The sequence below is a fragment of the Planococcus sp. ANT_H30 genome (assembly GCF_008369335.1).
GTDB classification, from domain to species: domain Bacteria; phylum Bacillota; class Bacilli; order Bacillales_A; family Planococcaceae; genus Planococcus; species Planococcus kocurii.
In genome coordinates, this window is record NZ_VOBJ01000007.1 from 18,959 (window position 1) to 44,213 (window position 25,255).

At 37.6% G+C, this 25,255-nt stretch carries 20 protein-coding genes; 9 read left to right on the forward strand and 11 right to left on the reverse strand.

Features of this window, described 5'->3' with window-relative positions; all coding sequences use genetic code 11:
• Nucleotides 1–7: 7 nt before the first annotated feature.
• The gene (locus tag FQ085_RS13790; RefSeq protein ID WP_058383971.1) at nt 8–316 is read right to left on the reverse strand and encodes a PadR family transcriptional regulator; all 309 of its coding nucleotides are present in this window, start codon (nt 314–316) and stop codon (nt 8–10) included.
• Nucleotides 317–604: 288 nt separating this feature from the next.
• On the opposite strand from FQ085_RS13790, the gene FQ085_RS13795 reads away from it, so the two are divergent.
• Nucleotides 605–904 (forward strand): hypothetical protein, encoded by a 300-nt coding sequence (locus FQ085_RS13795; RefSeq protein ID WP_058383970.1) that lies wholly within the window; start codon nt 605–607, stop codon nt 902–904.
• 512 nt (nt 905–1,416) lie between these two features.
• Here the strand turns inward: FQ085_RS13795 and FQ085_RS13805 are convergent.
• Nucleotides 1,417–2,100 (reverse strand): hypothetical protein, encoded by a 684-nt coding sequence (locus FQ085_RS13805; protein ID WP_058383969.1) that lies wholly within the window; start codon nt 2,098–2,100, stop codon nt 1,417–1,419.
• 261 nt (nt 2,101–2,361) lie between these two features.
• Between FQ085_RS13805 and FQ085_RS13810 the strand changes: the two genes are divergently transcribed.
• Entirely contained in the window at nt 2,362–2,721 is a 360-nt protein-coding gene (locus tag FQ085_RS13810) for a hypothetical protein (protein WP_058383968.1), read from the forward strand.
• A gap of 346 nt (nt 2,722–3,067) precedes the next feature.
• On the opposite strand, the gene FQ085_RS13815 is transcribed toward FQ085_RS13810, so the two are convergent.
• The gene (locus tag FQ085_RS13815) at nt 3,068–3,316 is read right to left on the reverse strand and encodes a hypothetical protein (protein ID WP_058383967.1); all 249 of its coding nucleotides are present in this window, start codon (nt 3,314–3,316) and stop codon (nt 3,068–3,070) included.
• Between the two features lie 468 nt (nt 3,317–3,784).
• Here FQ085_RS13815 and FQ085_RS13820 point away from each other — a divergent pair, with 468 nt between their 5' ends.
• Nucleotides 3,785–5,134 carry a transposase gene (locus FQ085_RS13820; protein WP_149456882.1) on the forward strand — a complete coding sequence of 450 codons (1,350 nt, stop codon included), beginning with the start codon at nt 3,785–3,787 and terminating at the stop codon, nt 5,132–5,134.
• 415 nt (nt 5,135–5,549) lie between these two features.
• On the opposite strand, the gene FQ085_RS13830 is transcribed toward FQ085_RS13820, so the two are convergent.
• Entirely contained in the window at nt 5,550–7,262 is a 1,713-nt protein-coding gene (locus tag FQ085_RS13830) for a sensor histidine kinase (RefSeq protein ID WP_058383965.1), read from the reverse strand.
• The gene (locus FQ085_RS13835) at nt 7,249–7,965 is read right to left on the reverse strand and encodes a response regulator transcription factor (protein WP_058383964.1); all 717 of its coding nucleotides are present in this window, start codon (nt 7,963–7,965) and stop codon (nt 7,249–7,251) included. The genes FQ085_RS13830 and FQ085_RS13835 overlap by 14 nt, the downstream gene beginning before the upstream one ends.
• A gap of 176 nt (nt 7,966–8,141) precedes the next feature.
• Here FQ085_RS13835 and FQ085_RS13840 point away from each other — a divergent pair, with 176 nt between their 5' ends.
• Nucleotides 8,142–8,831: an ABC transporter permease gene (locus tag FQ085_RS13840; RefSeq protein WP_058383963.1), complete on the forward strand. Its 690-nt coding sequence runs from the start codon at nt 8,142–8,144 to the stop codon at nt 8,829–8,831.
• On the forward strand, nt 8,831–9,736 hold the full coding sequence (locus FQ085_RS13845) for an ABC transporter ATP-binding protein (protein ID WP_058383962.1): 906 nt from the start codon (nt 8,831–8,833) through the stop codon (nt 9,734–9,736). The genes FQ085_RS13840 and FQ085_RS13845 overlap by 1 nt, the downstream gene beginning before the upstream one ends.
• Before the next feature lie 300 nt (nt 9,737–10,036).
• Here FQ085_RS13845 and istB read toward each other — a convergent pair whose 3' ends face one another.
• From istB to FQ085_RS13865, 4 genes are all read right to left on the reverse strand, one after another.
• Nucleotides 10,037–10,810 carry an IS21-like element helper ATPase IstB gene (gene istB, locus FQ085_RS13850; RefSeq protein ID WP_149456883.1) on the reverse strand — a complete coding sequence of 258 codons (774 nt, stop codon included), beginning with the start codon at nt 10,808–10,810 and terminating at the stop codon, nt 10,037–10,039.
• Nucleotides 10,807–12,339, reverse strand: a complete 1,533-nt coding sequence (gene istA / locus FQ085_RS13855) for an IS21 family transposase (RefSeq protein ID WP_058383960.1) — start codon at nt 12,337–12,339, stop codon at nt 10,807–10,809. Before istA ends, istB begins: the two co-directional genes overlap by 4 nt.
• Nucleotides 12,340–12,732: 393 nt before the next feature.
• Entirely contained in the window at nt 12,733–13,770 is a 1,038-nt protein-coding gene (locus FQ085_RS13860; RefSeq protein WP_149456884.1) for a hypothetical protein, read from the reverse strand.
• Nucleotides 13,771–14,176: 406 nt separating this feature from the next.
• Nucleotides 14,177–15,043 carry a helix-turn-helix domain-containing protein gene (locus tag FQ085_RS13865; protein ID WP_058383952.1) on the reverse strand — a complete coding sequence of 289 codons (867 nt, stop codon included), beginning with the start codon at nt 15,041–15,043 and terminating at the stop codon, nt 14,177–14,179.
• Between the two features lie 538 nt (nt 15,044–15,581).
• Between FQ085_RS13865 and FQ085_RS18475 the strand changes: the two genes are divergently transcribed.
• The 3 genes from FQ085_RS18475 to FQ085_RS13875 all read left to right on the forward strand — a co-directional run bounded on the left by FQ085_RS18475 (nt 15,582) and on the right by FQ085_RS13875 (nt 17,546).
• Complete coding sequence (locus tag FQ085_RS18475; RefSeq protein WP_169793191.1) at nt 15,582–15,704, forward strand: DUF5412 family protein; 123 nt, start codon at nt 15,582–15,584, stop codon at nt 15,702–15,704.
• 21 nt (nt 15,705–15,725) lie between these two features.
• Nucleotides 15,726–16,586, forward strand: coding sequence for a polymorphic toxin type 44 domain-containing protein (locus tag FQ085_RS13870; protein ID WP_058383951.1), 861 nt, complete (start codon nt 15,726–15,728; stop codon nt 16,584–16,586).
• 507 nt (nt 16,587–17,093) lie between these two features.
• Nucleotides 17,094–17,546, forward strand: coding sequence for a DUF5412 family protein (locus FQ085_RS13875; protein WP_058383950.1), 453 nt, complete (start codon nt 17,094–17,096; stop codon nt 17,544–17,546).
• Nucleotides 17,547–18,650: 1,104 nt separating this feature from the next.
• Here the strand turns inward: FQ085_RS13875 and FQ085_RS13885 are convergent.
• Together FQ085_RS13885 and FQ085_RS13895 are read right to left on the reverse strand one after the other, a co-directional pair.
• Nucleotides 18,651–19,394, reverse strand: coding sequence for an amidohydrolase family protein (locus FQ085_RS13885; protein ID WP_058383948.1), 744 nt, complete (start codon nt 19,392–19,394; stop codon nt 18,651–18,653).
• A 1,096-nt stretch (nt 19,395–20,490) separates the two neighbouring features.
• The gene (locus FQ085_RS13895) at nt 20,491–20,841 is read right to left on the reverse strand and encodes a hypothetical protein (protein WP_058383947.1); all 351 of its coding nucleotides are present in this window, start codon (nt 20,839–20,841) and stop codon (nt 20,491–20,493) included.
• Nucleotides 20,842–21,952: 1,111 nt separating this feature from the next.
• On the opposite strand from FQ085_RS13895, the gene FQ085_RS13900 reads away from it, so the two are divergent.
• Nucleotides 21,953–25,150, forward strand: coding sequence for a hypothetical protein (locus tag FQ085_RS13900; RefSeq protein ID WP_149456885.1), 3,198 nt, complete (start codon nt 21,953–21,955; stop codon nt 25,148–25,150).
• Nucleotides 25,151–25,255: the final 105 nt, after the last annotated feature.

Genomic DNA, 25,255 nt, shown 5'->3' on the forward strand with positions numbered 1-25,255 from the left:
CTTTGATTCAGTCTTTTATCTCCTTAAACAGTTCATAGGCTTTTTTTTGAGCCTCAACTAAAACGTGTTCCCCTTTTTCCGTAATACTATAGTACTTCCGGATTTTACCTTCTACGTTCCGGTCTTCTCTCATCAGCAAGCCATCGGATTCCATAGAATGAAGAATCGGATAAAGCGTTCCCGGTCCGATGCTGTAGCCATGTTCCTGAAGTTCCTCCAGCATCCAAACGCCATAAATCGGCATCACTTTAGCATGATGCAAGATATGGATATGAATAAATCCCAAAAAAAGTTTGCGAAGCACTTTGTCTTCCATTCTACTTCTCCTTTTAATAACGGTTTCCAATATTGAATTCCGATATTAGTGTTTGTTATTAAGATAACATAAAACTTTTATACTATCAGCGCAATTCCATAAAATTTACAGTCATTTAACATTAAAGAAATAGGGGGGAATACTATTTCGATGAAGCGTTCGTAAAAGTACAGTTTTCTGAACGAATATCAAAAGTCTTACTGACTTAATACATTTTCAATTTTATAGATAAATCAAAAAGTCTTTTAAAAAGTATATAATGCACATAACTTAAAGGAGTGGATGGAAATGGCGATGAGAATACTTGATATCCCCACAACTTCGATTTCGAATGTCAAACGGTCACCCATGGAAGTTTTTCAGAAAGCCGATCAAGAAGCTGCTGGCGTGTATGTCTTCAACCGTGAAAAGGTTGTCGGTGTGATGCTCACCCAAAAACAATACGAGTCCTTGAACAAAGAAATAGAAGAACTTTACGATCAGCTGGCTGATTTGATGGCTGAAAAACGGCTGCTGACAGAAAATGTCTCTACTTTTTCAGACGTGGAAGTTCGCGGTGCGATTGCTACTGAATCCCCCTATCATTGATGAAGAAGACGGGTGGGAATAACCGTTGTATCAGCTTGAACGGAAGATTATGAACAACTTGATGGCAGCCAAAAGATTTTCGTCAATAAAGCGCTGAATCGAATCAAATTGAGAGGGATGGAAGCGGGCCAATCCCTTCACGGCAATTAGGCGCAATTCAACAAGCTGAAAACCAAGAAGATGGGCCTACGGATTATTTTCAGAGAAGCCGAGGCGACCATCCAAGTGATTCAGATTGTAGCCATTGGGAAACGCGATAAAGAAAAGATTTATAAGTTGGCTGAAGAGCGATTAAGCTAATTGAAATGAAGAACAGGTTTTCCCGACTAAAAAGAGTCCGGCAAAGCGAGCACTTCTACAGTGCTCGCTTTGCCGGACTCTTATTTTGTTGAAACAGATATTCTTTAATTTGATGACTACAACTTCCGATAATCTGGAATATGCAAACTCATAAAAACCTTAGCTAAAAGCTTAAGAAATTAACGGCTAGTGACCCTTTGCACTTGCATGTGTCAGTACAGTCCCGTACCACTCAATTGAACCAGGGTTTTAATGATGTACCTTTTTCCAAGCTCCTCATCATTAAAATTCTTTTCGTCGAATGTCTGGCCTCTCTCCCTGAAAAAAGTGTGCCATTTGCCGTCTTTTTTGTAATAATGGAAGCCTTCAATTAGCATATCGTCGCGTGTCGAGCCACTTTGCGGAAGACCCTGTTTCAATGCATAGTCATAGACTTCATCCATGCTTACTGTAAAAACTTCAGCGTATTCACGAATTCGCATATCTTTCACACCCAATGTTTCACAAGCAAATTGTAAGGCATTTCCCCGGAGCAAGATTTGTATTTGGGTTTCTTTATCAACTAAAACTTTGCCTTTCTTTTTTGACGCCTCCTCGATCCAATTGCGTTCAGGTAAGGCACTTTTTATGAACAAGACTCTTAGATGTTCAATCGCTTCACTCCGACTAGAAAATACCGTAAAGGGATAGGGCATGTCTCCTTCTTCTTTCCACACCGCCCATTGACCATCAGGAAGCTCTGTCGCAAACCACCAGTCATCCACTTCAGTAAAGAACATGGCATAGGTATTTCCTTGAGCTTCTTTCCATGTTTTATAACCCATTAGTAACGCAAACTCTGTTGATGACAGCCCGTAATCTCTAGAAAATAATCTCTTAAAAAGTTTTTCAATCATTCTAAAAGCCCTCATTTCATTTTGATGCATTTTGTATGAATGACGAAGGAGAATGTTCAAGTACAAACAATTACACATGAAACTGGGACAATTAACATGCACGATTTAAACTTTGCGAGTCTCCTTAAGTTTATAGGAGTTGATTCCGTTATGGTACTGTGTACTTATCAGTGGAAGTCCCTATTTTGAACAACCCATTTCGTATGATGTGAACGAAATGCATGAGTAACTACACTAATAGAGCTTTAAAGGAGGATAATGATGAACTTATTTTCAAAATTCAGTGAAGCGAACGTTAAAAAAATGACGAATAAGAAGTTATATGAGCGACTGACACGATTAAACAATGAAAAGTGTCCGGATTTGAAAGCACTAACGCTAATTCAAGCCGAAATTGCTCAGCGAGATCCAGCAGAGTATGAATTGGGGAAAATCGAAGCCGAAGTGGAAAAGTCCCACCGGCATGCCGTTATGGAGACTACGGACATTCTCTACCTGGAAATCAAGTATAACGAGGACTATCTCGCCAAGCCAGAATCCGAAACGGACCCATACGAGCGCAAGCTTCGAGCCGCCCAGCTTGAGATGATTCAGAAAGAATTAGGCCGTCGGACAATTTAGGACAGTGGCTTAACGAAGATAAAGAAACATGCTGAAAAAGCACGTGGCGTTAAAAAATATGCATTCTATTTGAAAATAAGAACGCGCTTAATTCTACTTTTTAAAAGAACTTGTCAAAGTTCACTTTTCCAGATGAAGAGAAAGAGAAAAGCTCACTTCTCGCTTTTCCCTTTCGATAACTCATCATATGTAAATTGTAAACTATGAAGCACGTTCAGTATAACGGTTTTGGATCTCTGCTTTCATTCCAAGGGTAGTAGATTAATAAATTTTTGACAGATGATTTCGAGATGAAATTGAAAAACATTGTATACAATTCGATTCTTCCTATTAAAATAGTTCTAAATTATAGTTTACTAAAATCTGTTCCGATTATTAGTAGATAAGCCATTCCTAACATGGCCATATTTGATATAGTGCCTATAAAAACATACCACAGTTCTTTGGAGGCCAAAGCAAATCCTATTCCTAATAACGAAATTAAACCAATTATAATTGCATCTATTTCATTATCTATTGGTGAAAAGAAAAAAATCACACTTGTTAATGCTGTAATTATTGATAAATATCCTAATACATTTCTTTTTTTCTTCATAATGATTGCCTCCCAAAAAACAGAAAAAGCTTGTTTTTATATTTTGCGATTTATCTTAATAGTTTTACTTGCCTTATGTGTAAAATATGGAGCATCCCATTTTTTCCATTGTGGCGAATCTTTCTCCTCAACAGGGCGAATTGCTAATTCTTGATTTCTCTACATATGAATTCGCTTTCCAATTTTTTATTCGTACTGCTGAAAAGAAGATTAGATTATTCTGCTTTTCAACCACCTTATCTATTTTTGAGTTTTCATATCTATCATGCCTTGCTATGTAGTGGTTTAATTCTATCATTAAGTCTTTTTAAATTATTGTTTTTTTCGAAATACTTAATAAATGAATCAATTTCATAACTCCGAGCCCTTGCGGCTCTAAGGGTAAAATCCTAAGAAAATAGAGCACCTCCCCAAATCCTGTATAATGAGAGTTACGACACAAACATTAACAGACTGGAGAGTTGCCCTATGCCTATTATACGACAAGAAAGCCTGTTTGACATGCAAGTTTTATATGACTTGGAACCTACCCACCGGTTCAACTCAATTTTATCGGGAATTGATATCCATCCAATTCTTAATGTTGTGACGAAAAAGTCTCGTTTCGGACCACCGCAAACCTTGAATTACGCGGCGATGATCTATTTGCTGATTGTGCGGATCACCGAACGGATTCCCTTCATCAAAGATTTGGTCAAACGCTTGGAAAGTGATTTGCGCTTCAAAGTGGACTGCGGCTTTTTGGTATCGGACGAGATTCCTTCGGAAGCTTCTTATTCACGTATGATTACGTGGGTCAGCGAATCGGATGCCTTGGAAATTGTCCAGGAATGCACTCTTTTGATGGCCATGTCTGAAGGGTTCATCTCAGATGAAATTGTTGCCATAGACGCCACCCATGTCGAGGCACGTGACTGTGCGCCACAAAAGAAAGAAGCGGTCGAAAAAGAAACGAAAAAGCGTGGCCGCAAAAAGAAAGAAGAACGGGAACAATGGCTGGCGGAAAAGGCGGAAGAAGAAGCGAGTCTTCCCTTATATGAAAAAAAAATTGCCGATCAGCTGGATATTCTGCTTTCGGAACTGCGAGCTTCAGTTCCCATACACCCCGAATGGGGAGTGAAAAAGAATAGCGAAGGAAAGAACGTGTTCTGGTTTGGATTCAAAATCCATCTCGCCGTTGGGGCAGAAAGCCAGTACATCCTTCAGTCTCTATTTTCTTCGGGCAATCTGAATGACGGAAAAGCCGCCATCCCGCTACTTAAAGGAATACAGGAACGGTTGGCTTCGCTCAAAATCGCTTATGCCACAATGGATGCCGGATACGACTACGCTCCGATTTACGAACAAGTTTACCGGATGGGCGCCCAATCAGTCATTGCCTACAATAAAAAGAACGAACCAGAACCAATTGGATTTGATCGTCATTTTGCGCCAACCTGCGTCCGCGAACATAGCTACCGATATGACAGTTTCGATAAAAAGCACGAAACCCTTAAGTATACGAGGCCAAGCGAATGCGCGGACTGTCCGTTAGCCCACGACAGCTTGTGCCAAAAAGTATACAAAAAGAAAATCACGGACGATCTCCGCAAATACACGGCGCCGGCAAGAGGCTCGCTGAAATGGAAACAGCTCTACAAGGCACGAAGTGCCGTTGAAAGGGTCAATGCCTATTTGAAAGGGTATTTCCTCTTAAATCAGATTTATCATCGCACTGGAAAGAAAGCCAAATTGCATGTCGATTTGGTTCAGTTAGCGTATAACGCATCCAAACTCGCCATCGACCGTTTAAAAGTTCTTCAAACAATCGCAGCGTAATTCACCATTTCATTCGTTTTTTTAAGGAATCATCGATTTTCGGCTCTTCTATGATTTTTTAAAAGTGCGCATTATGAAATTGATTCGAACAGATAAGCGTTCGTAAAAGTACAGTTTCGCAAACAAAAAGGAGAAAAGATGCGCTACGTACAGCCCCTTCTCTCCTTTTCACTATAAGTAGCTTCCGATAAGGTGTCATATGTAAACTCTACCTTAGTTCTTCTCAAGATTCTTAAAAAACAAGCACAATATTTTGCTATACAGTTCTGGTTGTTCAGAATGAAAAAAGTGAGAAGCAAAAAGGAATAGTAGATGCATGGACATTTTATTCCATTGAGAGATGAGATATAGCCACTTTTGTCTCATTGAGATTTCCCTAATCTACTGTTAGCCGTATGCAGAATGCTTTTTTCCCTTAAACCGGTACAATAACCCGCACTGCAGTACCTTTTTCCGGCATACTTTCTACATGGATTGAACCATCATGCAACTGGATCAGCTGTTTTGTAATTGCCAGACCAAGCCCTGTACCCGTACTCGTGTCATGGGTATTAGTGCCGCGGTAATAGCGGTCGAAAAGTTTTTCCATTATTTCCATTTCCATCCCTTTTCCATCATCTTCAATTAACACAACAAATAAATGCTGTTCAATAGTTGAGACGGAAATTTTGATTTCTGTTCCTGACGGATTGTATTTCACTGCATTCGCGATTAAGTTATCGATGATACGCTGAAACCACATCGGGTCAATATTCACACGAATGCTTTGAGGAGCCGCCACGAATGTAAACTTCAGCTCTGTGTTCGAAGGATCATTGATGAAATGAATGACAATGCGGCGAATGAATTCATTGATGTCTATTTGTTCCTTAGCCAGCGGCAGCGCTTGATTTTTCAAACGGAAAGTCAAGGTCAACTCCTCAAGCAATTCCATCATATAGAAGGATTTTTCATTCATAATTGAAGCGAATTCCCGGGTCTCTTTTGCTGACCATTCGTAATCGGATGACTCGAGCATTTGGGCATATCCTGAAATGGATGATAGCGGCGTTTTCAAATCATGCGACAGTCCGCTAATCCAGTCTTCACGGGTCCGCTCTAAGGTTTTCTGCTGATGCTGATGAATCTTCAATGTTGCAGTCAACTGTTCAAGCGTGTCGATCAGGTCTTTATAAAGACGATACTTCTTTTTGATCTTTCCTTTTTTATTGGTGATCAAAGAGCCTTTATTCTCATTTGTGGGCTCCTCGTATTGACCATTCCCTAAATTTTGGATCCACTGCATCATCACAAGGAGTGGGGCACCAAATTTCCGTGCATACCAAAAAGTCCCTATAGCTAAGAGAATCAATGTTGTTAAAGCGAACAAGAAAAGATTCTGATTTGAGAATGTTGTTCCCCAAGCTGTCGATGGTACGTTTTTGAGTCCCGTGACTACCGTCAGTCCCGTTTCCGTATTTGTCAAAGATGCAAGCCACTGATTCTCACTTTGCAGCTCTCCTAACTGTTGCATTGTATACAGGCTACTTTCACTAACTTCTCCATAGGTGTCCAGGACCTTGCCTTCAGGACTGAGTAGCTGAATCCATGCTTTTTCTTTCTCGAGCTCCTCTTTAGTTCCAAGCGTTAAATTCAAGTTTTCCTGTTGCCAGTCGATAACTGGTACCGCAGACTCCAATAAATCTTCAGCCATGTTATTCCTACCGTATAACAATAAAAGAGGGGCCATGTCCAAAAACTCAATTTCCCAATAAGTAAATTGTTGGTTATCTTCTAGGCTTCCCCATAGCCGATCCGTAAAATCACTCACAGTGAATTGGGTCGGCAGCACTTCTGGTGCGTTAAAAGAATCAAGGATAGCTCCGTCCGAATCCAATAGAATCAGCCAGCCATTTTGGCTTTCCGCAAGTTCCTCCAAATTCTTTTTAAAGAAATGGTTATTGTCATCCAGAATGATTCGATTGGTAAAATAGCTAGCATCAGCTTCAGCCAGGTCAGTTTGAATCTCGTCTTCTGAGATGGTGAAGCCAATCACTGCCCAAACTATAAGCATCCCTACAAGGAAAATCAGCGACAGCAAGAACAGCTGAATGAAGAACTGAACCATAAAGCGCTTATAAAGATTCATGGGTTCCTCCTTCCGGAATGAACTTGTAGCCCAGTCCTCTTACTGTGACAATAAACTTCGGATTGCTCGGACTTGCTTCGATTTTTTCTCGTAACTTTCGGATGTGGACCATCACCGTATTATCTTCTCCAAAAAACTCTTCGCCCCACACCTTTTCGTAAAGCTGGCTCTTGCTGAACAATTGATTAGGGTGCCTGCAGAAAAACAACAGCAACTGATACACTTGGGCTGGGAGTTCAACGGGCTGTCCATGAAGTCTCACTTCTCCAGCATTCGTATTGACGGAGAGTGGACCAAATTCAAATAAGTTCGCTTCGACCCGTGGTACGCTTCCAAGACGTCTTCGAAGGTGCACTTTGATGCGGGCTGCAACTTCTAGTGGATTGAACGGTTTGGTGATATAGTCATCCGCCCCCACTGCAAATCCCGAAAGCTTATCCAAGTCCGTCGACCGTGCTGTCAGAAAGAAGATTGATGCATCGGAGATTTCTCGAATAAGCGGACAGACTTCAAAGCCGCTGCGACCGGGCAGCGTGATATCTAGTAAAATCAAATCATATGATTTCATCTTGCACAAAACCAAAGCCTCTTCTGCTGAGCTTGCTGCATCAATATGGAAGAAATTCTCTTTTTTTAGAATCGTAATCAGCATATGTAAAATCGCTTGCTCGTCTTCAACAATCAATAATTGCGGTTCTTTCATTCTGCCCCCCCTTTCCAAATAGTTTCCTGTTAACTATAATATCATTCACTAACTTTTAAAAAAGGAGAATTAAGGAAGAATTAAGGTAACGTTTCTTTCTCCTTAAGGAAAAGGTTCTATAATAAAAGCAGGCCTCACTTAGAGGGCAACGAAAAGAACCTTGGAGGGAATCCACTATGATCGCAATCGGAAAACGAGAGTTTATCAGTATGTTTAAAAGCATCAAATCTATTCTTATCATTGCTATATTGCTCACTACTTCCTATTACTCAGCGAAGTACTCGCAAGTTTTGACTACGGGCATCTCTATGACAGAAAAAGAAATGTCCGATATCCATACCGGTGGACTTCTACTTTTGCTACTGTTATTCGGCCAGCTGTTCGTGATGGGACTTTCACATGACAGTATCAACAAAGAGAGCCACGAACGAACTATGCGTTTTTTGGTTACCAGGACTTCTCGGCTTCGTATTATACTTGGTAAATTTGCCGGCACCTGGCTTTTTTGGTTTACCTGCATCCTCATTTCATTCTTGTTGATTGGTATGTTTTCATTGAAATTCAATTTTTTTATCTTTTCACAAGTGATTGCTTTATCAACATTCCAAATTGCTTTGACAATTTTGTTGTCCATCATGATTCCTAAACCTTCTATAACAATGTTCTTGGGTATATTGGTTGGACTGCTGTTTCCAATTCTTAGCTTATGGCTTGTGTTTACAGACAACAATTGGATTAGCTGGCTCAAGTTTGCTAGCCCCTATTACTATTTGGTTGCAGACAATTACCTGTTTTTGATTATTTTTGGTTTGGCTGGATTGATACTGGCAGCTGCAATGGCGATTTTTAATAGGAGGGAATTTTGATGAAAGCAATTGAAACGAATATGTTAAATAAAACCTATGGCTCTACCCCTGTAGTCAACGGGATCAGCCTAGTTGTGGAGAGAGGAGAAATTTTCGGCTTTCTTGGCCGCAATGGCGCTGGCAAATCTACATTCATCAATATGCTGACAGGTATTACTCACCCGACGAGCGGAAGTTTTTCTCTCCTTGGCGTCGATGGTCCCAATGAACGCATTAAAAAGCACATCGGTGTGATGCCGGACTATTCTACACTTTTTAATTCAATGTCGGCAATGAAACATTTGAAATTTCTTTCAGCTCTGTCTGGTAAATCAGTCTCTGAGACAGAGTGCCAGCATGTCTTAAAGCTTGTGGGTCTGGAAAATGAGGGCAAAAAGAAAGTCAGTAAGTTTTCATTCGGGATGAAGAAAAAACTGGGCATTGCACAAGCCATCATTCACAATCCAAGTCTTGTTTTTCTAGATGAACCAACTTCGGGGCTGGATGCTGAATCTGCTTTACACATACATAAGCTGATTGGTTCATTGAAACAACAAGGAAAGACCGTTTTCATGACATCCCACAACCTTGATGAAGTTGAAAAAATCTGCACCACCATCGCTATCATGAAAGACGGAGGCATCGTCAAAAGTGGTACGATGGATGAACTGCGTGCATATTATCGGTCTGCGATCACCGTTCAGCTAAAACATGATCCAATTCCGACTGGCGAAGCTCAAAAGCTGTATGCTTGGCTGGAAACTGCCGGGACAGAAATACAACAAACAGCATCCTTCACCACTATCACTGTTGACAGTGAACAGAAAATAGCTGAACTCATCCGCGCTTTCACGAATTGCCATGTGAACATTTTTCGTGTGGAAGTCAATGAACCTTCTTTAGAGGAAATGTTCTTGGCTGAGTAGACATTGAGTTATTGAAAACACAGCCACAACGAAATGGCTCCATTCATTTCCTTGTGGCTGTGCTTTTTTTGATTATGAAGGAGAACACTTACGCTCATGAGTTGCAGTTTTTGGGATGAAATTTCCCACTATTATTTATTACTTGTTCAGGAAGTAATTTCATTAAATGCTTTCACTCAAAGACTGGTCAATATGACTCTACTTATACTCTACTTATTGATTATAGAAGCAAAACTCTACTCTTCCTTCTCTCGTTAAGGTCCTTGTAACCGTCAAGTAGAAACAAACAGTTTTTCACAATTAAGATTCAACACCTTGATTGCTAAATAACGTTTTTCTGTATCTCATTCGGATGCTGTCTTGCTTCTCGTCAAATGTAAGAATCTCACTTCGATGAAGTAGGCGGTCTAAGATGGCGGTTGTTAAGGTCTGATCGCCTAAGAATTTCCCCCATTCGGCTGGACCTTTATTTGAAGTCAAAATGAAGGCCGCTTTGTCGTACATTTCATAAATGAATTGGAAGAACAGATGAGCCTCTTGAGGCTCATAAGCCATGTACATGACATCATCAATGATGATTAGATCAGAAGTGGTAATCCGCTTATATCTCGTTTTTGACTTGCTCGTGTATTCTTTTGATTTCAACACATAGATAAGGCGCTCCATCGATACAAACGACACCTGATACCCACGCTCGATGGCGTGGATACCTAAAGCAGTCGATAAATGAGTCTTGCCCGCGCCTGTCGGCCCCATCATGATCAACGTAAAACAGTCATCGACCCAAGACAGCTCCTTTAACACATTCAGCTGCTTTTCACCGATAGCTGTCTGTTCTTCCAGGCGAAACTCCTCGAATGTAAGTAATTCAGGGAACTCTGCCCATTTCATGAGCTTTTCGCTGGTTTTGCGTTCGCGACAACGCATTTCATAACTAAGCACTTCATGGATAAACTCATGATACGTCCATCCCTTTGCCTCGGCTTCGCGTAGAAAACTTGGCAGTTCTTTGGCCGTTTCTGCCAACCGCAAGGTTCGGCACTTTTCTTGTAATTCTTCGTAGGGAAGACTCATTGGTTCTCACCTCCTTGAAGGACGGAGAGGTAAATATCCGCTGTTCGTTCGGGTGCCACGAAGTCTTTGTACTTCTCGTTGATCGTGCCGGCTTTCTTTTGCTTCTTTTGGCTTTCTATCTCTAACGAGATAGTGATGTCCCGTAAATCATTGGCGCTCGTTAGCTTGAGCCGTTTCATCTCATCCAGCGCTTCATCGACAAAGTGAGGGTGATTTCCAATGACAGATTGCACGACTTTCAATTGGTCGACCAAATGGCGGGGATACCGTTCGGTCAATTGCTCAATGAACCAGGTGCTTGTTTCTGCATCTGCTAATTGGTCTTGAATTTGCTGGATTAAATCATCTCGTTTGGTCTGATTTCGTTCACGATGGGTAGGGTCCGAAATGACTTCTCCTTTGCCCTTCGCCAATCGGTGTTTCGCTAATATCTCCCCATGTTCCTGGAGACGTATGTACAGGTAGTGGTTATCCGTCTGAACATAAGCGATATTTGGCGCACCTTTACGGTAAGTGCCACGGGGCACACTGTAACGGTTTGAGTCGAAACGAATGACATTGTCATGCTTGATATCTCTTGTTATACTCGAAGTGAAGACTTTTTCAAAAATGTAAGTACCAGAGACCTTTTGCAGGTGTTGCTTTTCCAGGGCGTACACCTCGAAGGGTCTTTTTTTGATGTTGTGATGAACTTTGTAATTACCGGTTCGTTCCAGCCACTTCATGCAGGCAGCTTGCCAATCCATCAAATTATCAAAGGTTCGGTTTTTAACAAAGTTGTTTTTGACGTATTTCACGACTTGTTCGATTTTTCCTTTCGATTGCGGATCCGACTTCCGACAAAGATAGACTTTGAATTTTCGTGTCTGTTGGTATTTGGTGAATTCCGCTGTCATGATCAAATCTCCCGAATTCTCACTAACCATTAAGAGCCGGTCTTGGTCATAGACGATTTCTTGGCACATGCCCCCAAAATGGCGAAAGGCATTCTCATGCATATGTATTAAGTCGCTTGCCCGGAAGGGTCGATCCAGAAACTCCACATACTTGAACCTCGAATGCGCTAACACAAAACCAATGAAATACACCTTTCGGTATGTCTCTTCAGTGGTTAATACCTTCTTCTCTCCAAAGTCTACTTGCATCTGTTGGCCCATCGGAAGTTCTGGAACTGCACTGAATGTGCGCTCTGCAGCCTGCTTAGGAATATGATAGACTTCCCGCAATTCGTTCACATAATTCCTGACGGTATTTTCAGCGATGGACTTTACACCCAATCGTTCCTCCAGCCAATCAAAAATCTGTGCACCTGTCAGATCGGGATGCTCTTTTAGCCAGCTGACAATCTCCTCGTGGTAAGGATCCAATTTCTTGCTTCTGCTTTGCAGCGAAAGAACGAATTTACAAAAATCATCAGGTGTCATATTTCCGTAGTCAATCACACGATTTCTAGATATCTTCAGCTTTTTCGCAATAGCGCTATTTGAAAAACCCGCGCTGCGAAGTTGGTGAATCTCGTTGTAAATCATAAACTTTTCCACTCCTCATTCCTCACTTTCAATAGACTCTCTCAAGTATATTAAAAGTGAATCGGTATCGGTAAACTGTTGAGTCTTATTTGGTGGAATCTGTTTACCGTTATTTGTGGAAAACTGTTTAGTCTAGTTTAGCGTTTACAGTCCTTTGTAGTTTAAAACGTTCTTAAAGAATGTAGTAATCGAGAAACAGCATTCGTAAAAGTAGATTGTTATAGACAAAAGAGGAAGTTAAGTGCCAATCGGCATCCATCCTCCTCTTTGTGTTTTGCTATTGAAATTACCGCTACTTCCGATAACTTATGATATGTAAACTAATTTTTATGAATTCCTTGCTGTAATACCTAAGTAGATAAAAGCGATTACCTACCATTTATATTGTATCTATCATAAATGTTTCTTCGCTAAATTATTTGAATTGGATAATTGAATGTTTTCAATGGATTCCACAAGTTCCCTCGAGTCATCCGCTCTAAATACGATCGAATTGACATAGGTTTTCTTTCCATAGGAACCTTTCATCAATGCAGGTTCTTTTAAAATAATTTCATATTGGGGCGAATCTATCGTTAATAATGAATAGTAGGTGTCTTTAGATACTTTATCCGTGATACTACGTGCTTCAGCAACTTGTGTACGTTCAATATTATGAATATCCACTTTAATGCTGCTCTGATACCCTAGACGAATAATCAAATAGTTCTCTCCAATAACATGCGGCAAACACTTTACCGAATTATATAACCCTATAATATAGAGCAAACCGTAAGCATTTAAGACAGTAAAGATCCAAGCAACAACTTCACTCCACCTTTGAAGAAGAAAATGAAACAGTATTCCTTCTGCAACAATTAATACGGAAAATAAAATAACAATTGTCTTTATCTGCGAATCTTTATGATACGTAAAAGTATCATTTACAATGACACTTGGTTTTTTAAACCATACAAATAAAGAATAATAAAAAACACTAAGTTCTGTTAAAACGGCATGTAAAATAAAACCGTTTCCTAATTTGGGTTTAAGTGCATTTTCCACTACTTCTAGAAAATTGAGTTTTTCATCTGACTGTACTGAGCGATGACTCCGAACACTCTTAACTATTCCATAAACCACAATTAATACAACACTAACTTCTATTACAGGCAGAAGCCAAAATAGGATGGTGTTTAAATAGCCTTTTTGTGATGATGGAATGATCAGGTAAGCAGCACCTAAACATGCTAGAAACGAGAGGTAAACCCATAGTTTTGGCATCGACCTTGGTCTTATAAATAAAAAGTAAATTAGTGTTGGTCCAACTATAATCATTGCCAATGTTAAGGTAATAGTTAACCAATCGGTAATAGTTTCTAACCGTAATGTATAGTAACTTACACCCATCAGTGCTGTTAACAATAAAAATAAGATAGATAATCGTTTCAACCCTGTTCCCCCTACTCTGTGATACCTCTTTCAACTTATTACTATTACCAGCCATTTTTCTAAATGGCAGATGTAATGGACTAGTATCTAAAAGTTCATGCTTATTAAATTCAGTCCCTTTTTCGTCTAATAATTTTTCCTATTAGTTCATATACTAATTTTACCATCTACTACTTTTAATGATAGGAACATATGCAATAATTTGTAATTAAAAACCCGTTCGTAAAAGTACACCTAAATGAACGAAAAAAGAAGATGCTTAGGACCAGCATCTTCTCCAGTTTGCTTTTATAGACTTCCGATAAGCCACGATATGTAAACTGCATACCTAATTAGGATTCTCTTCTAGTTCATTTATACAAGATATTTTAGGCTCTCAATTGCACCTTTCTATAACAAAACACTGTCATTCAAATTTTACTACTGAAGTATAATAGTTATATTCTTTCCGTATACGCTCCCAATATTCTGCATCTTCATAAAGCAGCGTTAAATTTTTTGCTTTTTCTAAAAAAATGATTGAATCTTCTTTTCCAAGGTGAAAGCTACATATTGCTTTTCTTGAAAAGTATAAGGCTAATATAGTGTAGTTCATTTTTTTTTTGTATTTTTCAAGTGAACCCTCAATAATTTCAAGAGCTTTTACATAATTTCCTTCCTTTATTAATAGTAGTGATAAATTTATTGCAAATGAAGTTTTAAGAAGTTCTGCTTCTCGAAAATCTTTATACTTATTAAGCCTGGTTAATACACTTTGAGTAAATTCAGTAGCTACATTAACTGGAAATAAAAATAATATAGTATTAATCATACGAATATCATTCAAATACCATTGTTCATATTTTGATATACGGTTCCAAATTGGCTGGATTATCCTTTTTGTAAGTTCGATGTCTCTCGTTAAATGTAGCTGCAAAAATGCATTGCAGACAATCTGAATTTCTTCAATATCTAAATCTTGTTTCTTTTTTAAAAATTTTGCTATTGCTATACTCATTTCTTCTAATTTTTCAATATTATTATAATTTAAGGTGAAGAACTGTTTGATAATCAGTTGCTTCGCTTCATAATTATAACTATTTCGAATAAAAATTACCTCTTCAAAATCAATGTTCAAGTTATTTAGAATCTTAATGTAGACATCTGTCTCTAAATTATTTAATCCTGCTTCAAATTTAGAATAGCTACCTTGAGAAATAATATTTTTAGAGACACTTATTTGGGTAAAGCCTCTATTTCTTCGAATACGTTTTAAAACCTCTCCTAAATACATGGCAATCTCCTCTAAAATATTCTATCTAGAATATTTCGTTATCGATAGTAAATTATCCTTTACGATATAGAAAAAAGGGGGGATGAAAATGGAAATTTTTCAAATACTTATAGATATTTGGATTATAGTAGGAGGTTAAACTTCACCTTAATTAAATGGTATAATTGCTTGCAAATTCGAAGGTGTGAATGTGAGTAATGAACTGTTTAATTTATAAACAATATTATTTCTATTTATTTTATTAGTATCTGTAATACTTTTTATGATTCTTTTAATTCGAATCGTTAAAAACCTTTTTTAAAAAGGATGAATTTTCCAACAAAAAAATAGGCGCAATTCTTATAGGTATACTTTTAGTTTCTATATACCTGCTTAACTGGCAGTTTAATTTGAGATTTTTACCTGAGGGCTATCTTATTCAGGAAATATCATCACTCGATGAAGAGTATGAAGCAAGAATATATTACTATTCCGGATTTATCGATTACAAAAATGTTAGAGTTTCAATATTTGATAAAGATAGCGAAGATTAAGAACTATATATTACAACTTCGTAGATGGACCATTAAACGTTGAATGGATTAATGAAGAAACAATATCAATTAATAACATGGAACTGAATATTCGTGAAGATAGTTATGATTTTCGGAAGGAAAAATAAAACATTACTTTGGAGGAACTTATGAAGAAATATCATCTGATACCAACTTTATTTATTGCGTTTCTATTAAGCTTTTCTATTTCTCACTCTGTAGATGCATCTGAAAAAACTAATAATATTCAAGAATTGCATGATTTGATTATTGAACAAAATTTAGTAAGGTTAAATGAAAAGGGTCAGCTTGAGATAAACGAAAAGGCCAATGCAGAATATCTAAAAGTAAGTATGAGTCTATTTAATGATTATACTGCTGATTTGAAAAAAATGAACACACTTGTTGAAGATGATCTATTAACATTTGATGAAAATTTCCAACCAGTGATTTACAGCCCAGAAGAAATATCTCAAATAGTATATGAGAAATCTTTAAGTAATCCTTCCGAAAGAATCATCATTGATAATCAACCTGTTACCATATTTGCAGATCCAAGTGCACCACCTTCAAGGAATATAAAAAACCTAGTTATTGCTAATAGAAATAACCTTGAATCGTTTCTTAGTTCCCAAAAATCCCTTGTTAAGTGGGGTGGAGGAAATCCATACACAGCAACAATAGGATATTTTGTAGGAAAAGTAAAACCAAAAGGTTCTTGGGATTATAAAACTGTTTCCGGCTATGCGCCATGGTATAAGAAATTTTTAGGGACTTTTTTTGATGGAACTAAAGTCATTGATTCCGCTTATATTGGCAATTACAATTACGGTTATACAGGGGAATTGTTGTTTAGTAAAAAGGATCTGCTTGCAGCTGGAGACGGAGTCTCGATTATTACTTCTTTTATGACTAATATTCAAAAAGGAGAGTTCAAGGCTTCGCTTGATAGTGAAGGAGATAAAGCTCCTGTTAGAAGAGGTTTTGACAATGCTGTAAAATATGACTAGTTTTTAAGTTACGCCGATTGTAAAATTAAGCTAATGAGTACAGTATGGAAAAACAAATTTCCTTTGAAATATAGAATGTGAAATTATGTATCTTCGTGAGAAATATACGTAACCGTCCAATAGTGAACACATTCTAATAGAAAATTTATCATGAGATACTCTTTCCAGAATTGAATTTCTGGGAGGAGTTTTTTTGTAAGAAAAAAGAAAAAGCACTGTATTGTGAATTGAACTCCAAATGGTAGACACTTTGAAAAAAAGCGCCCCATTTATTGATGGCCCAATTCATTTATAAGTTTGCAAAGGTTTGTTAGGTTTATTTAACTTCCGATAAAGTTTCCTCTTGCCTTCTATACTATTGCTTGTTGCAACTTTGCTTCAAAAGCAAGCGTCTAGTTTAATAAGAAATCTTTTAAAATGAGTATGAGGGATAATAAAACAAAAATGGTAAGTCAGGTGAAGAAGAGAGTAAGAAACACAATTAAAACTTGAAGGATGTGAAGGAATATGGTGAAAATCCTCAAAGTAACTTTAGTTCTGGCTTTACTATTTTGCCTATATTTAATCTACACACATTTTACATATGAGTTTTACTATACGAACGGTGAAAAAGATGGAGATATAGTCACTTCACCAAATGAGGCATATTCTGCTCAAGTTTATTACCAAAATTATGGTGGAGCAGCAGGTGGAGTCAATGCGTTTGTTAATGTTGTATTTCATTTAGAGGGCGATTTAGAACGAACAGTTTATTTTAGTGATGCGAAAGGGCGCGTCCAGTTAAATTGGCTTGACGATGATTTACTTTCTATCACCAATTTTGATGAATACGGGGATAGAAGTATTGAATTGGTTGTAGAGAAAGAAATTTATGATGAAGATGGCGGGGCATGTGATACATACAAAATTAAACAAAACTATGTATGTTTCAGTAGGGATCACGTTAAAAACGGTTCATAAACACGGCATTTAAAATAACTGTTGCTTTAGTTTAAGGAGCTATTGAAAATAAATAATAGAAGAAAAATCTCGATTTAAACTGAATTGAGATTTTTTAATTTCTATTACTACAATTGTCAGCACGATATGCCGCGTCCGATAACTTCATGATATCTAAATTTAAATTCAATACTGAATTTATTCGAATAACGAGCTGCAAAGGAGTATTCCTTACCACAATCTAAGCATCTGCGATCTTTGTTATCTTCGCCGTAGATCCTAAGTTCCTTTTGTTGTCCACAAACCTGGCAACTTTCGAAATATATTTACGGTAAAATACCTGCTGTTGCTAATGGAACCTACTCATTATCATATAGTTTTTTGTCATCCCCTAATCAATCAGGATTAAATTTCCATCTTGATTCAATCCATAGTTCCCACTGTCAAGAAGATCGAAGCCATCATATTTTTTATCTATTTCTTCGATCACCTCTCTCAGTTCATTTGTCAAACAGTTATCGGTTTCAAGTTCAAGATTATAAGTTTCATCCCTCTTTAGAGGTAACGGCTCATAAAATGGCTGAATTGACAGCTTTTCGTCTGTATGTAATACAGGTACTAAAAATTGTGTCTTTCCTTTTCGGTTCAATTCTTTGTATATTTCTTTTTCTTTTATGCTTTGCAAATGTCCTATTTTATGTAAATGCTTTTTAACGACTAAATTTTTGTATTAGTAAACTTTTCTCGTAGACCCTATTCCAATGCAGTTTTGACTGTTCATTATTTCTGATGCATTATTTATCACTTCTTCTATTTGATTCATCTGACTCTATTTCCTCCCTGTCCTATTCAATGCTTTATTTTATGAATTATTATATTTTGATTTTATTAATTTTAACATAATTTCCCTTTATGTAATTCTACTAGCAAAAACAAGATTTATTATAACCGTTCGTAAAAGTACACTTCCATGAACGAAAAAAGAAGATGCTTAGGACCAGCACCTTCTCCAGTTTGCTTTTATAGACTTCCGATAAGCTGCGATATGTAAACTTATAATTTAAAAATTTCTAGTATAGATAATCGTTAGCTTCATAATATTTCATTAATTCTTAATTTAATTTTTCATTTTAAGTACCACTTGAGTGCATTTCTATAGAGTACGTTTTCAGCTTGGTCTTGTTCAAGTGCCTGATGAATTAAGGAGACATCGGAATGCTGGAATGGCACTTTTGCTCTTGTAGAAGGTAAATCTGTTCCGAACATCAGGGCGTCAGGGTTTATAGAATAAATAGTTCGAATGGCTTCTGCTGCATCAAAATCGATTCTTCCAAAGCCAGTGGCTTTTACTTTGATTCCTTTTTCAACTAATGATAAAAGAGTTGAAAATCCCTCTTTGGATAATCCAAGATAATCAACGGAAACAGCCGGAAGCTTCGCTACTTTCTCTTCAATTTCGGTTAGATCCCGGGAATTAATGTAAAGTTCCGTATGCCAGTTAACCAGTTCGTGAACTCTTCTCGAAAAGTAATCCAACCGTGAAAGGTCCTCTGAACCACCCCGATTCACATTAAATCGCAATGCCCGAACCCCAAGTTTATTTAATTCGATGATTCTATCGTCTGAAGTATCATGAGTGAGTTGAGTAACTCCAACGAAGTTGTCTCCTAATGTTTTTAAAGCGTCTATCAGGTAAGATTGATCAAACGCTTGAAACGAACCGGAAACTACAGCACCACCAACTACATCAAAGTGCTCGACGCTTTTTAAGTAATCATTTCTAGTAAAAGCCTCTGGCATAAAACCTTGATTTTCTATCAAAGGAAATCTTGAATCTATAATATGTAAGTGCGCATCAAAAAACTTCATTTCCATATTCCTCCTTTTCTTCTAACCCAAGCATATAACTTAATGTACTATAAGTAAAATTGATTAAATTAATGAATATACATAATTTTTACTTATATATTTTTGTTTTGAAATTTATTCAAAATTACTGTTGTAGCATTTTAAAACTGCATTGAATTTAACCGTTAGTAAAAGTACACTTAAACGAACAAAAAGAAGGAAGGAAGCTTAACCTAACACTTCTCCCCTTCCTATAATTCTCGATATGTAAACCTACACCTTTTGAGATTCAAGTTTGAAAACCTTACAAAACAGCATTCTGAATGTATCATTTTTTCTAATGAAATTAGTTCGGAATGATTTTCTGGGGAAGCCAGTAGAATCAAGAAAATGAATGTAACTTACTTACACTTAAGTTACATTCAGTTTGAGTAGAAAAATCCATATGAAGTTCTTTTTTAGAAAAAACGAAACCTTACTGGAAATAAATAGGTATAACAAAGTGCATTATTATTTCTTTAGCGTATGTATGAAAGGTGGAGAAACCAATTGTTCATTTATTTTCTAGTAACGTTCGTTGTCGTCTTTTTAGCTATTTTAATCATTAATTTTATCGTGAATAAACTTTTAAGAATAACGAACAAGACTCATTGGGTAATGTCCATCGTTGCAAGTTTCGTGTTCACATTAATTTTCATAGCAATACTTGGCTTATAAACATTCAAATTCATCAAAACATCTTCTCTAAATTTCTCTTTTTTAAGAAATGAAACTTTACTGGGAATTAATTGGTATAGTAACTCTACGGATGATTTAAAAATAAAGAGTACCGAAAAGGAGGATCTGATGGGAAAATATGTAAGTACCATAACGATACTTTCAATCCTTTTATTGCTATTAGTTGCTACTAATCAAATTACTTTAGAAGTATTTTTTCTAATATTTTCTCCCTTAAGCATCGGAATGTTAGTTATAGGAATTGTAGAGTTGAAAAATACGGTCCAGAGTAAATGATTAAAGCACTCAATCTGCCATTTTCATTAAGAACGAATGTAACTTAATTCACATTAAGTTACATTCAAATCAAAGAATTTATAAAACTAAAGTTGAACTGAAATTACTTTGCAGCATCGTTTTTGTTGTATAAATGGTTATAGCTAATGACCAGAAAAATGAAAATAAATACCAGTAGCATAAAACTTCTAGCATTGAATCCATCAGTCGCTGAAGTTTCATCAAGTATAATGCATACCGCTATAGCTAATATGCTAATGACACCAAAGAGAATAAATAATGGCTTGCGTGTTGAGAAATACTCTTGCTTTACTTCAATTACTAAATAAACAATTGTGAAGATAAGTGAAGCAATACGAGTTAGAAATAAAACTTCATACTGAAGAAAAAACGTTGCAACTAAAAAGCCGATCAATGCCAAAATCACGATTATAGTACTGATATTTTTTTTCATCCTAAACTCCTCATATTCATTCTTGTCTAAACAATATTTTTTAATACTTTAACTAAGTGTGAATGTAGCTTAAGTGCACTTAAGCTACATTCACATTCCAGTCTTTTCAGCAAAAAATCTAATTAAATTTTTTCGGGAGTTTCACAAAATCCTCCAGATCAGTTTGTAGCTCATTGATTTTTTGATTATGACTCATGCTCAACTCGATACTCTACTTAAAAGTCAGTGGTAAAACGAAAAATTAGTAACTACACGTTTAGGAGTTTGAAAACCTTTCAAGTTATTGTTTTCCCTCAAGTTGCTTTATTCTTTTTTCTAGCTTTTCAACTTTGGAAGTATTAAGTACTGCTATAGCTAAGATTATCATCATTAAAGAGAATAAAAATATCGTCTCCATCAGTTCTCCTCCTTGCATATCATTATTTTAACTAGATATAAATTGATAAAAATGAATAATTTGTTAATTGAATTATAACAATATTTCTTAAGTATAAATACCTGAAACTAAAATCAATGCAGTACAAATAAAACCGTTCGTAAAAGTACACTTTTACGAACGCTTTAAAAAGAACTAAAAATGACCGGAAAAAGCGTTCGCAAATGTAGTAAATCAATTTACGAACGTTCGGGAATTGCAGACGCTTTTACGAACGCTTTTTAGTTAGAATAAGAGGAAAGAATCGTTTACTGAGATGAATTATGCACCATCGCAAATTTGATTGCATACGCGTCAAATTGGAAGCACTGATCGGAATATTTATTTAGATAAGCAGCATAGTAAAAATTTCGAGAGTTCCAACTACCAATTACTCAAACACGTTATTCGAAAAGTCGACATAGTAGTGATAGATATGCGATTACTCGGTACGACTCCATATAAAGATAGTGTGTAGAACCTTTATTGCAGACTCTTTCGTCAGCGTCTTTCTACGTCCGAATGGCTAGATCATTCGCCTTCTTACGTCATTGATACATTCTCAAGCAGTGTCCCAATTTTCTTGTGATAAAATTTGGCTCTTTAAAAAATCAGGTAATTTCTTTCTATTTATAGTGACTTTTAAGCTATAATGACTTGTGAGTTATATTTTGTAAATAGAGAAGAGTGGTATGTATGAAAAAGACATTTCTATACTTATTCGGAGTCATTATTTTGTTGGCACTCCCTATTATCATATGGTTTTTTAAAGATGAAAAAACAGTCACTATTGCAATCATTGATAAAACGGTTCCTACTGAAAGCTACCGGGAGCATAAAGGCCTGACTTGGCTATTAAATCATCAACGTTACGTAAGTGAATCTGGAGAAGCTTATCTGGCCGACACAGATTATTATGGCTTCGTCCCTAATGAAAAAGAAGAAAGCTACACTACTCGTGATTTACCCGGAGACTTGTCTGGAACTGACCTGATCTATCTTGCAGATTCCTACGGAGTTTACGAAGAAAATTTACCATGGCAAACGACCGAGAAAAAGCCTGGCAGTTCATCCATGATTACCGGCGGACTGAGTATGGCTGAGTGGAACACGATTAAGCAACAAGTTCAAGCTGAAGGCACTGATTTGGTAATGGAGTTTAATACATTTGCTTCTCCAACGCCTAAAGAAGTCGCAACAGACATAAACAAATTTCTTGGCTTGGAGTGGAGTGGCTGGAGTGGTCGTTACTTTGTCGATCTTGACTCTTCTGACAGTGAAATCCCTCAATGGATTATTGATAACTACGAGAAAAATGAGGCCAAGTGGCATTTTAAAGGTGCTGGATTTATATTGGTTAATGACGATACCGGCGAAATTGTAGTTCTTTCTGAAGAAGCAGGTGAAATCGGTTCTGACGGTCTTCATCTTACCTTTACTGAACAAGGCACCGCTCAATTCAACTTAACGGATAGCCCTTCTTTTGGTTATTGGTTTGATATTAATGAAGCCACTGAAGGAACGGATGTCTTAGCAGATTATCAGTGGGACCTGCAAGCTACAGGTAGTGAAAAGCTAGAAAAAGCAGGAATTCCACAGAGCTTTCCAGCTGTATTCCACCAGTCTAAATACGGTGCAGATCTATACTATTTTGCAGGTGATTTTGTCGATATTGACGATGTTCCAAACTTTTACCGTTATTCTGGTTTTGCAAAAATGCGCTCATTCCTTTCCATGGAATCGTTAGATGCTGAAAAGAGTTTTTATTGGAAGACCTATGTACCAATGATGGAAGCTATTTTAGCAAATGCAGAAGACAAAGAATCACAAGTTACAGCAGTTAAAGAAGTTGCTAAGGAAGAAGGTATTTCTTATCCTTCCCGTGTAAACGGACAGACATTCGAAGTGTATGAAGATGGCGAATGGCAGCCATTTACGATTAAAGGCGTTAATATGGGCATGGCTAAGCCCGGAACGTTTCCTGGAGAAGCCGCAATCTCGCGTGATGAATACGACCGCTGGTTTAAAGCAATCGGTGAGATGAATGCCAATGCGATTCGTGTGTATACGCTTCACCCGCCTGCTTTCTATGAAGCATTTGCTGCTTATAATGCAAGTGCTAAACAGCCACTTTACCTGTACCACGGCGTCTGGATTGATGAAGAGCCACTAGTTGAAACACTCGACGCCTTTACTCCTGAGATTACTGAGCGTTTCCAAAATGAGGTTCAGAAAATAGTAGACGTTATTCACGGTGATGCTGTTGTCGAACAAGAACCTGGCCATGCATATGGTACCTACAAAACTGACATCTCCTCTTACGTTATTGGTTGGATGATTGGTATCGAATGGTATCCGTTTACGGTTCAACAAATGGAACTTGATTATCCTGAGCTTGGTGATTTTCAAGGTACGCATGTATACACAGAAGAGGCCAACCCGATGGAAAATTGGTTGGCACAGCAGCTGGACTTGTTAGCATCGTACGAACTAGATACCTACCAAAGTATGCGTCCTTTGAGTTTTACTAACTGGGTAACGACAGATAATGTGGACCAACCAGCAGAGCCAAGTGAACAAGAAGATATGGCAACTGTCGATCCAAATCACATTAAAACCAAAGGCATCACGGATACAGTTGGCATGTTCGCTTCTTATCATGTTTACCCGTACTATCCAGATTTCTTGAATTTAGAAGAACGATACACTGAATACGTAGACCACCGCGGGGAATTCAATAACTACGCCGGCTACTTGAAGGATTTGAACGATTCTCACGATATGCCAATTGTCATCGCCGAGTTCGGTATTCCTTCTTCTCGCGGCATGACTCATGAAAATCCGTTCGGTTGGAACCAAGGGTTTATCTCTGAACAACAGCAAGGCGAAATCGTCAGCCATATGTATGAGGATATCCTTGAAGAAGGACTGATGGGCGGTATGGTTTTCACATGGCAAGATGAGTGGTTTAAGCGTACGTGGAATACGATGGAGTATGACAATCCAAACGAACGGCCATTTTGGTCCAATGCTCAAACAAATGAGCAGCAATTCGGATTGTTGAGCTTTGATCGTCATAAAGTGAAAGTCGATGGTGAAGATGATTGGCAAGATGGGCAAAAGCTATACGAAAAAGACAACGGTGCCCTCAGAACCTTGACCATGGATTCAGATGAGCGCTACGTTTACATCAAAGCCCAATTCGATCCTACCGATAAAACCTGGTGGACTGAACAGGATTTCAATTTGTACTTTAGTATTCGTGAAGACCAAGGCATTGCAGTTGATGCGTTGGGGAAAACAGAATTTCTCGCAGATTTTCAGTTGAAGATGAACGATTTAAAACAAGCACAAATGCAAGTTGCAGGCGATTACGACAGCTTCTATTATGATTATCACAACCGTTTAAAGATGATTCCTGCAGAAGAAAATATTGAATCGACTTTCCATCCGATTCGACTCGCATTGAACAAAGAATTTGTGCGTCCCGATACTGGAGAAACACTGCCATTTTCTTCTTATGAAACCGGTGTTTTCCGATTTGGTATTGCCAATCCGGAGCATGAAAACTATGATTCTTTGAACGATTATTACTACGATGAAAAAACAGGCATCATGGAAATCCGAATTCCTTGGATGTTGCTGAATGCTAAAGATCCGGCAAAACGAGAATTTACAGGGGATCTTCAACAAGACGGCATTGAGGCTTCGAGAACAATTGAAGGAATAGATGTCGCTGCTAGTTTAACGGATGATAATGGTAAAGCAACTGAAACCTTTACTGCAACTCAAGCAGCCCAGTATTCATGGGACACATGGGGACTGCCACAATCCAAAGAACGCTTGAAGCAATCGTATTACATTCTTCAAGAAACTTTTGGCAACACTCAGTGATATAAACCGGACATGTTAGTAGCGTGTCCGGTTTATGGTTTTATAGATGAGTAAATCATAAAAAAACAGCAAGGTTGGCCGGTATGGCTCAACCTTGCTGTTTTT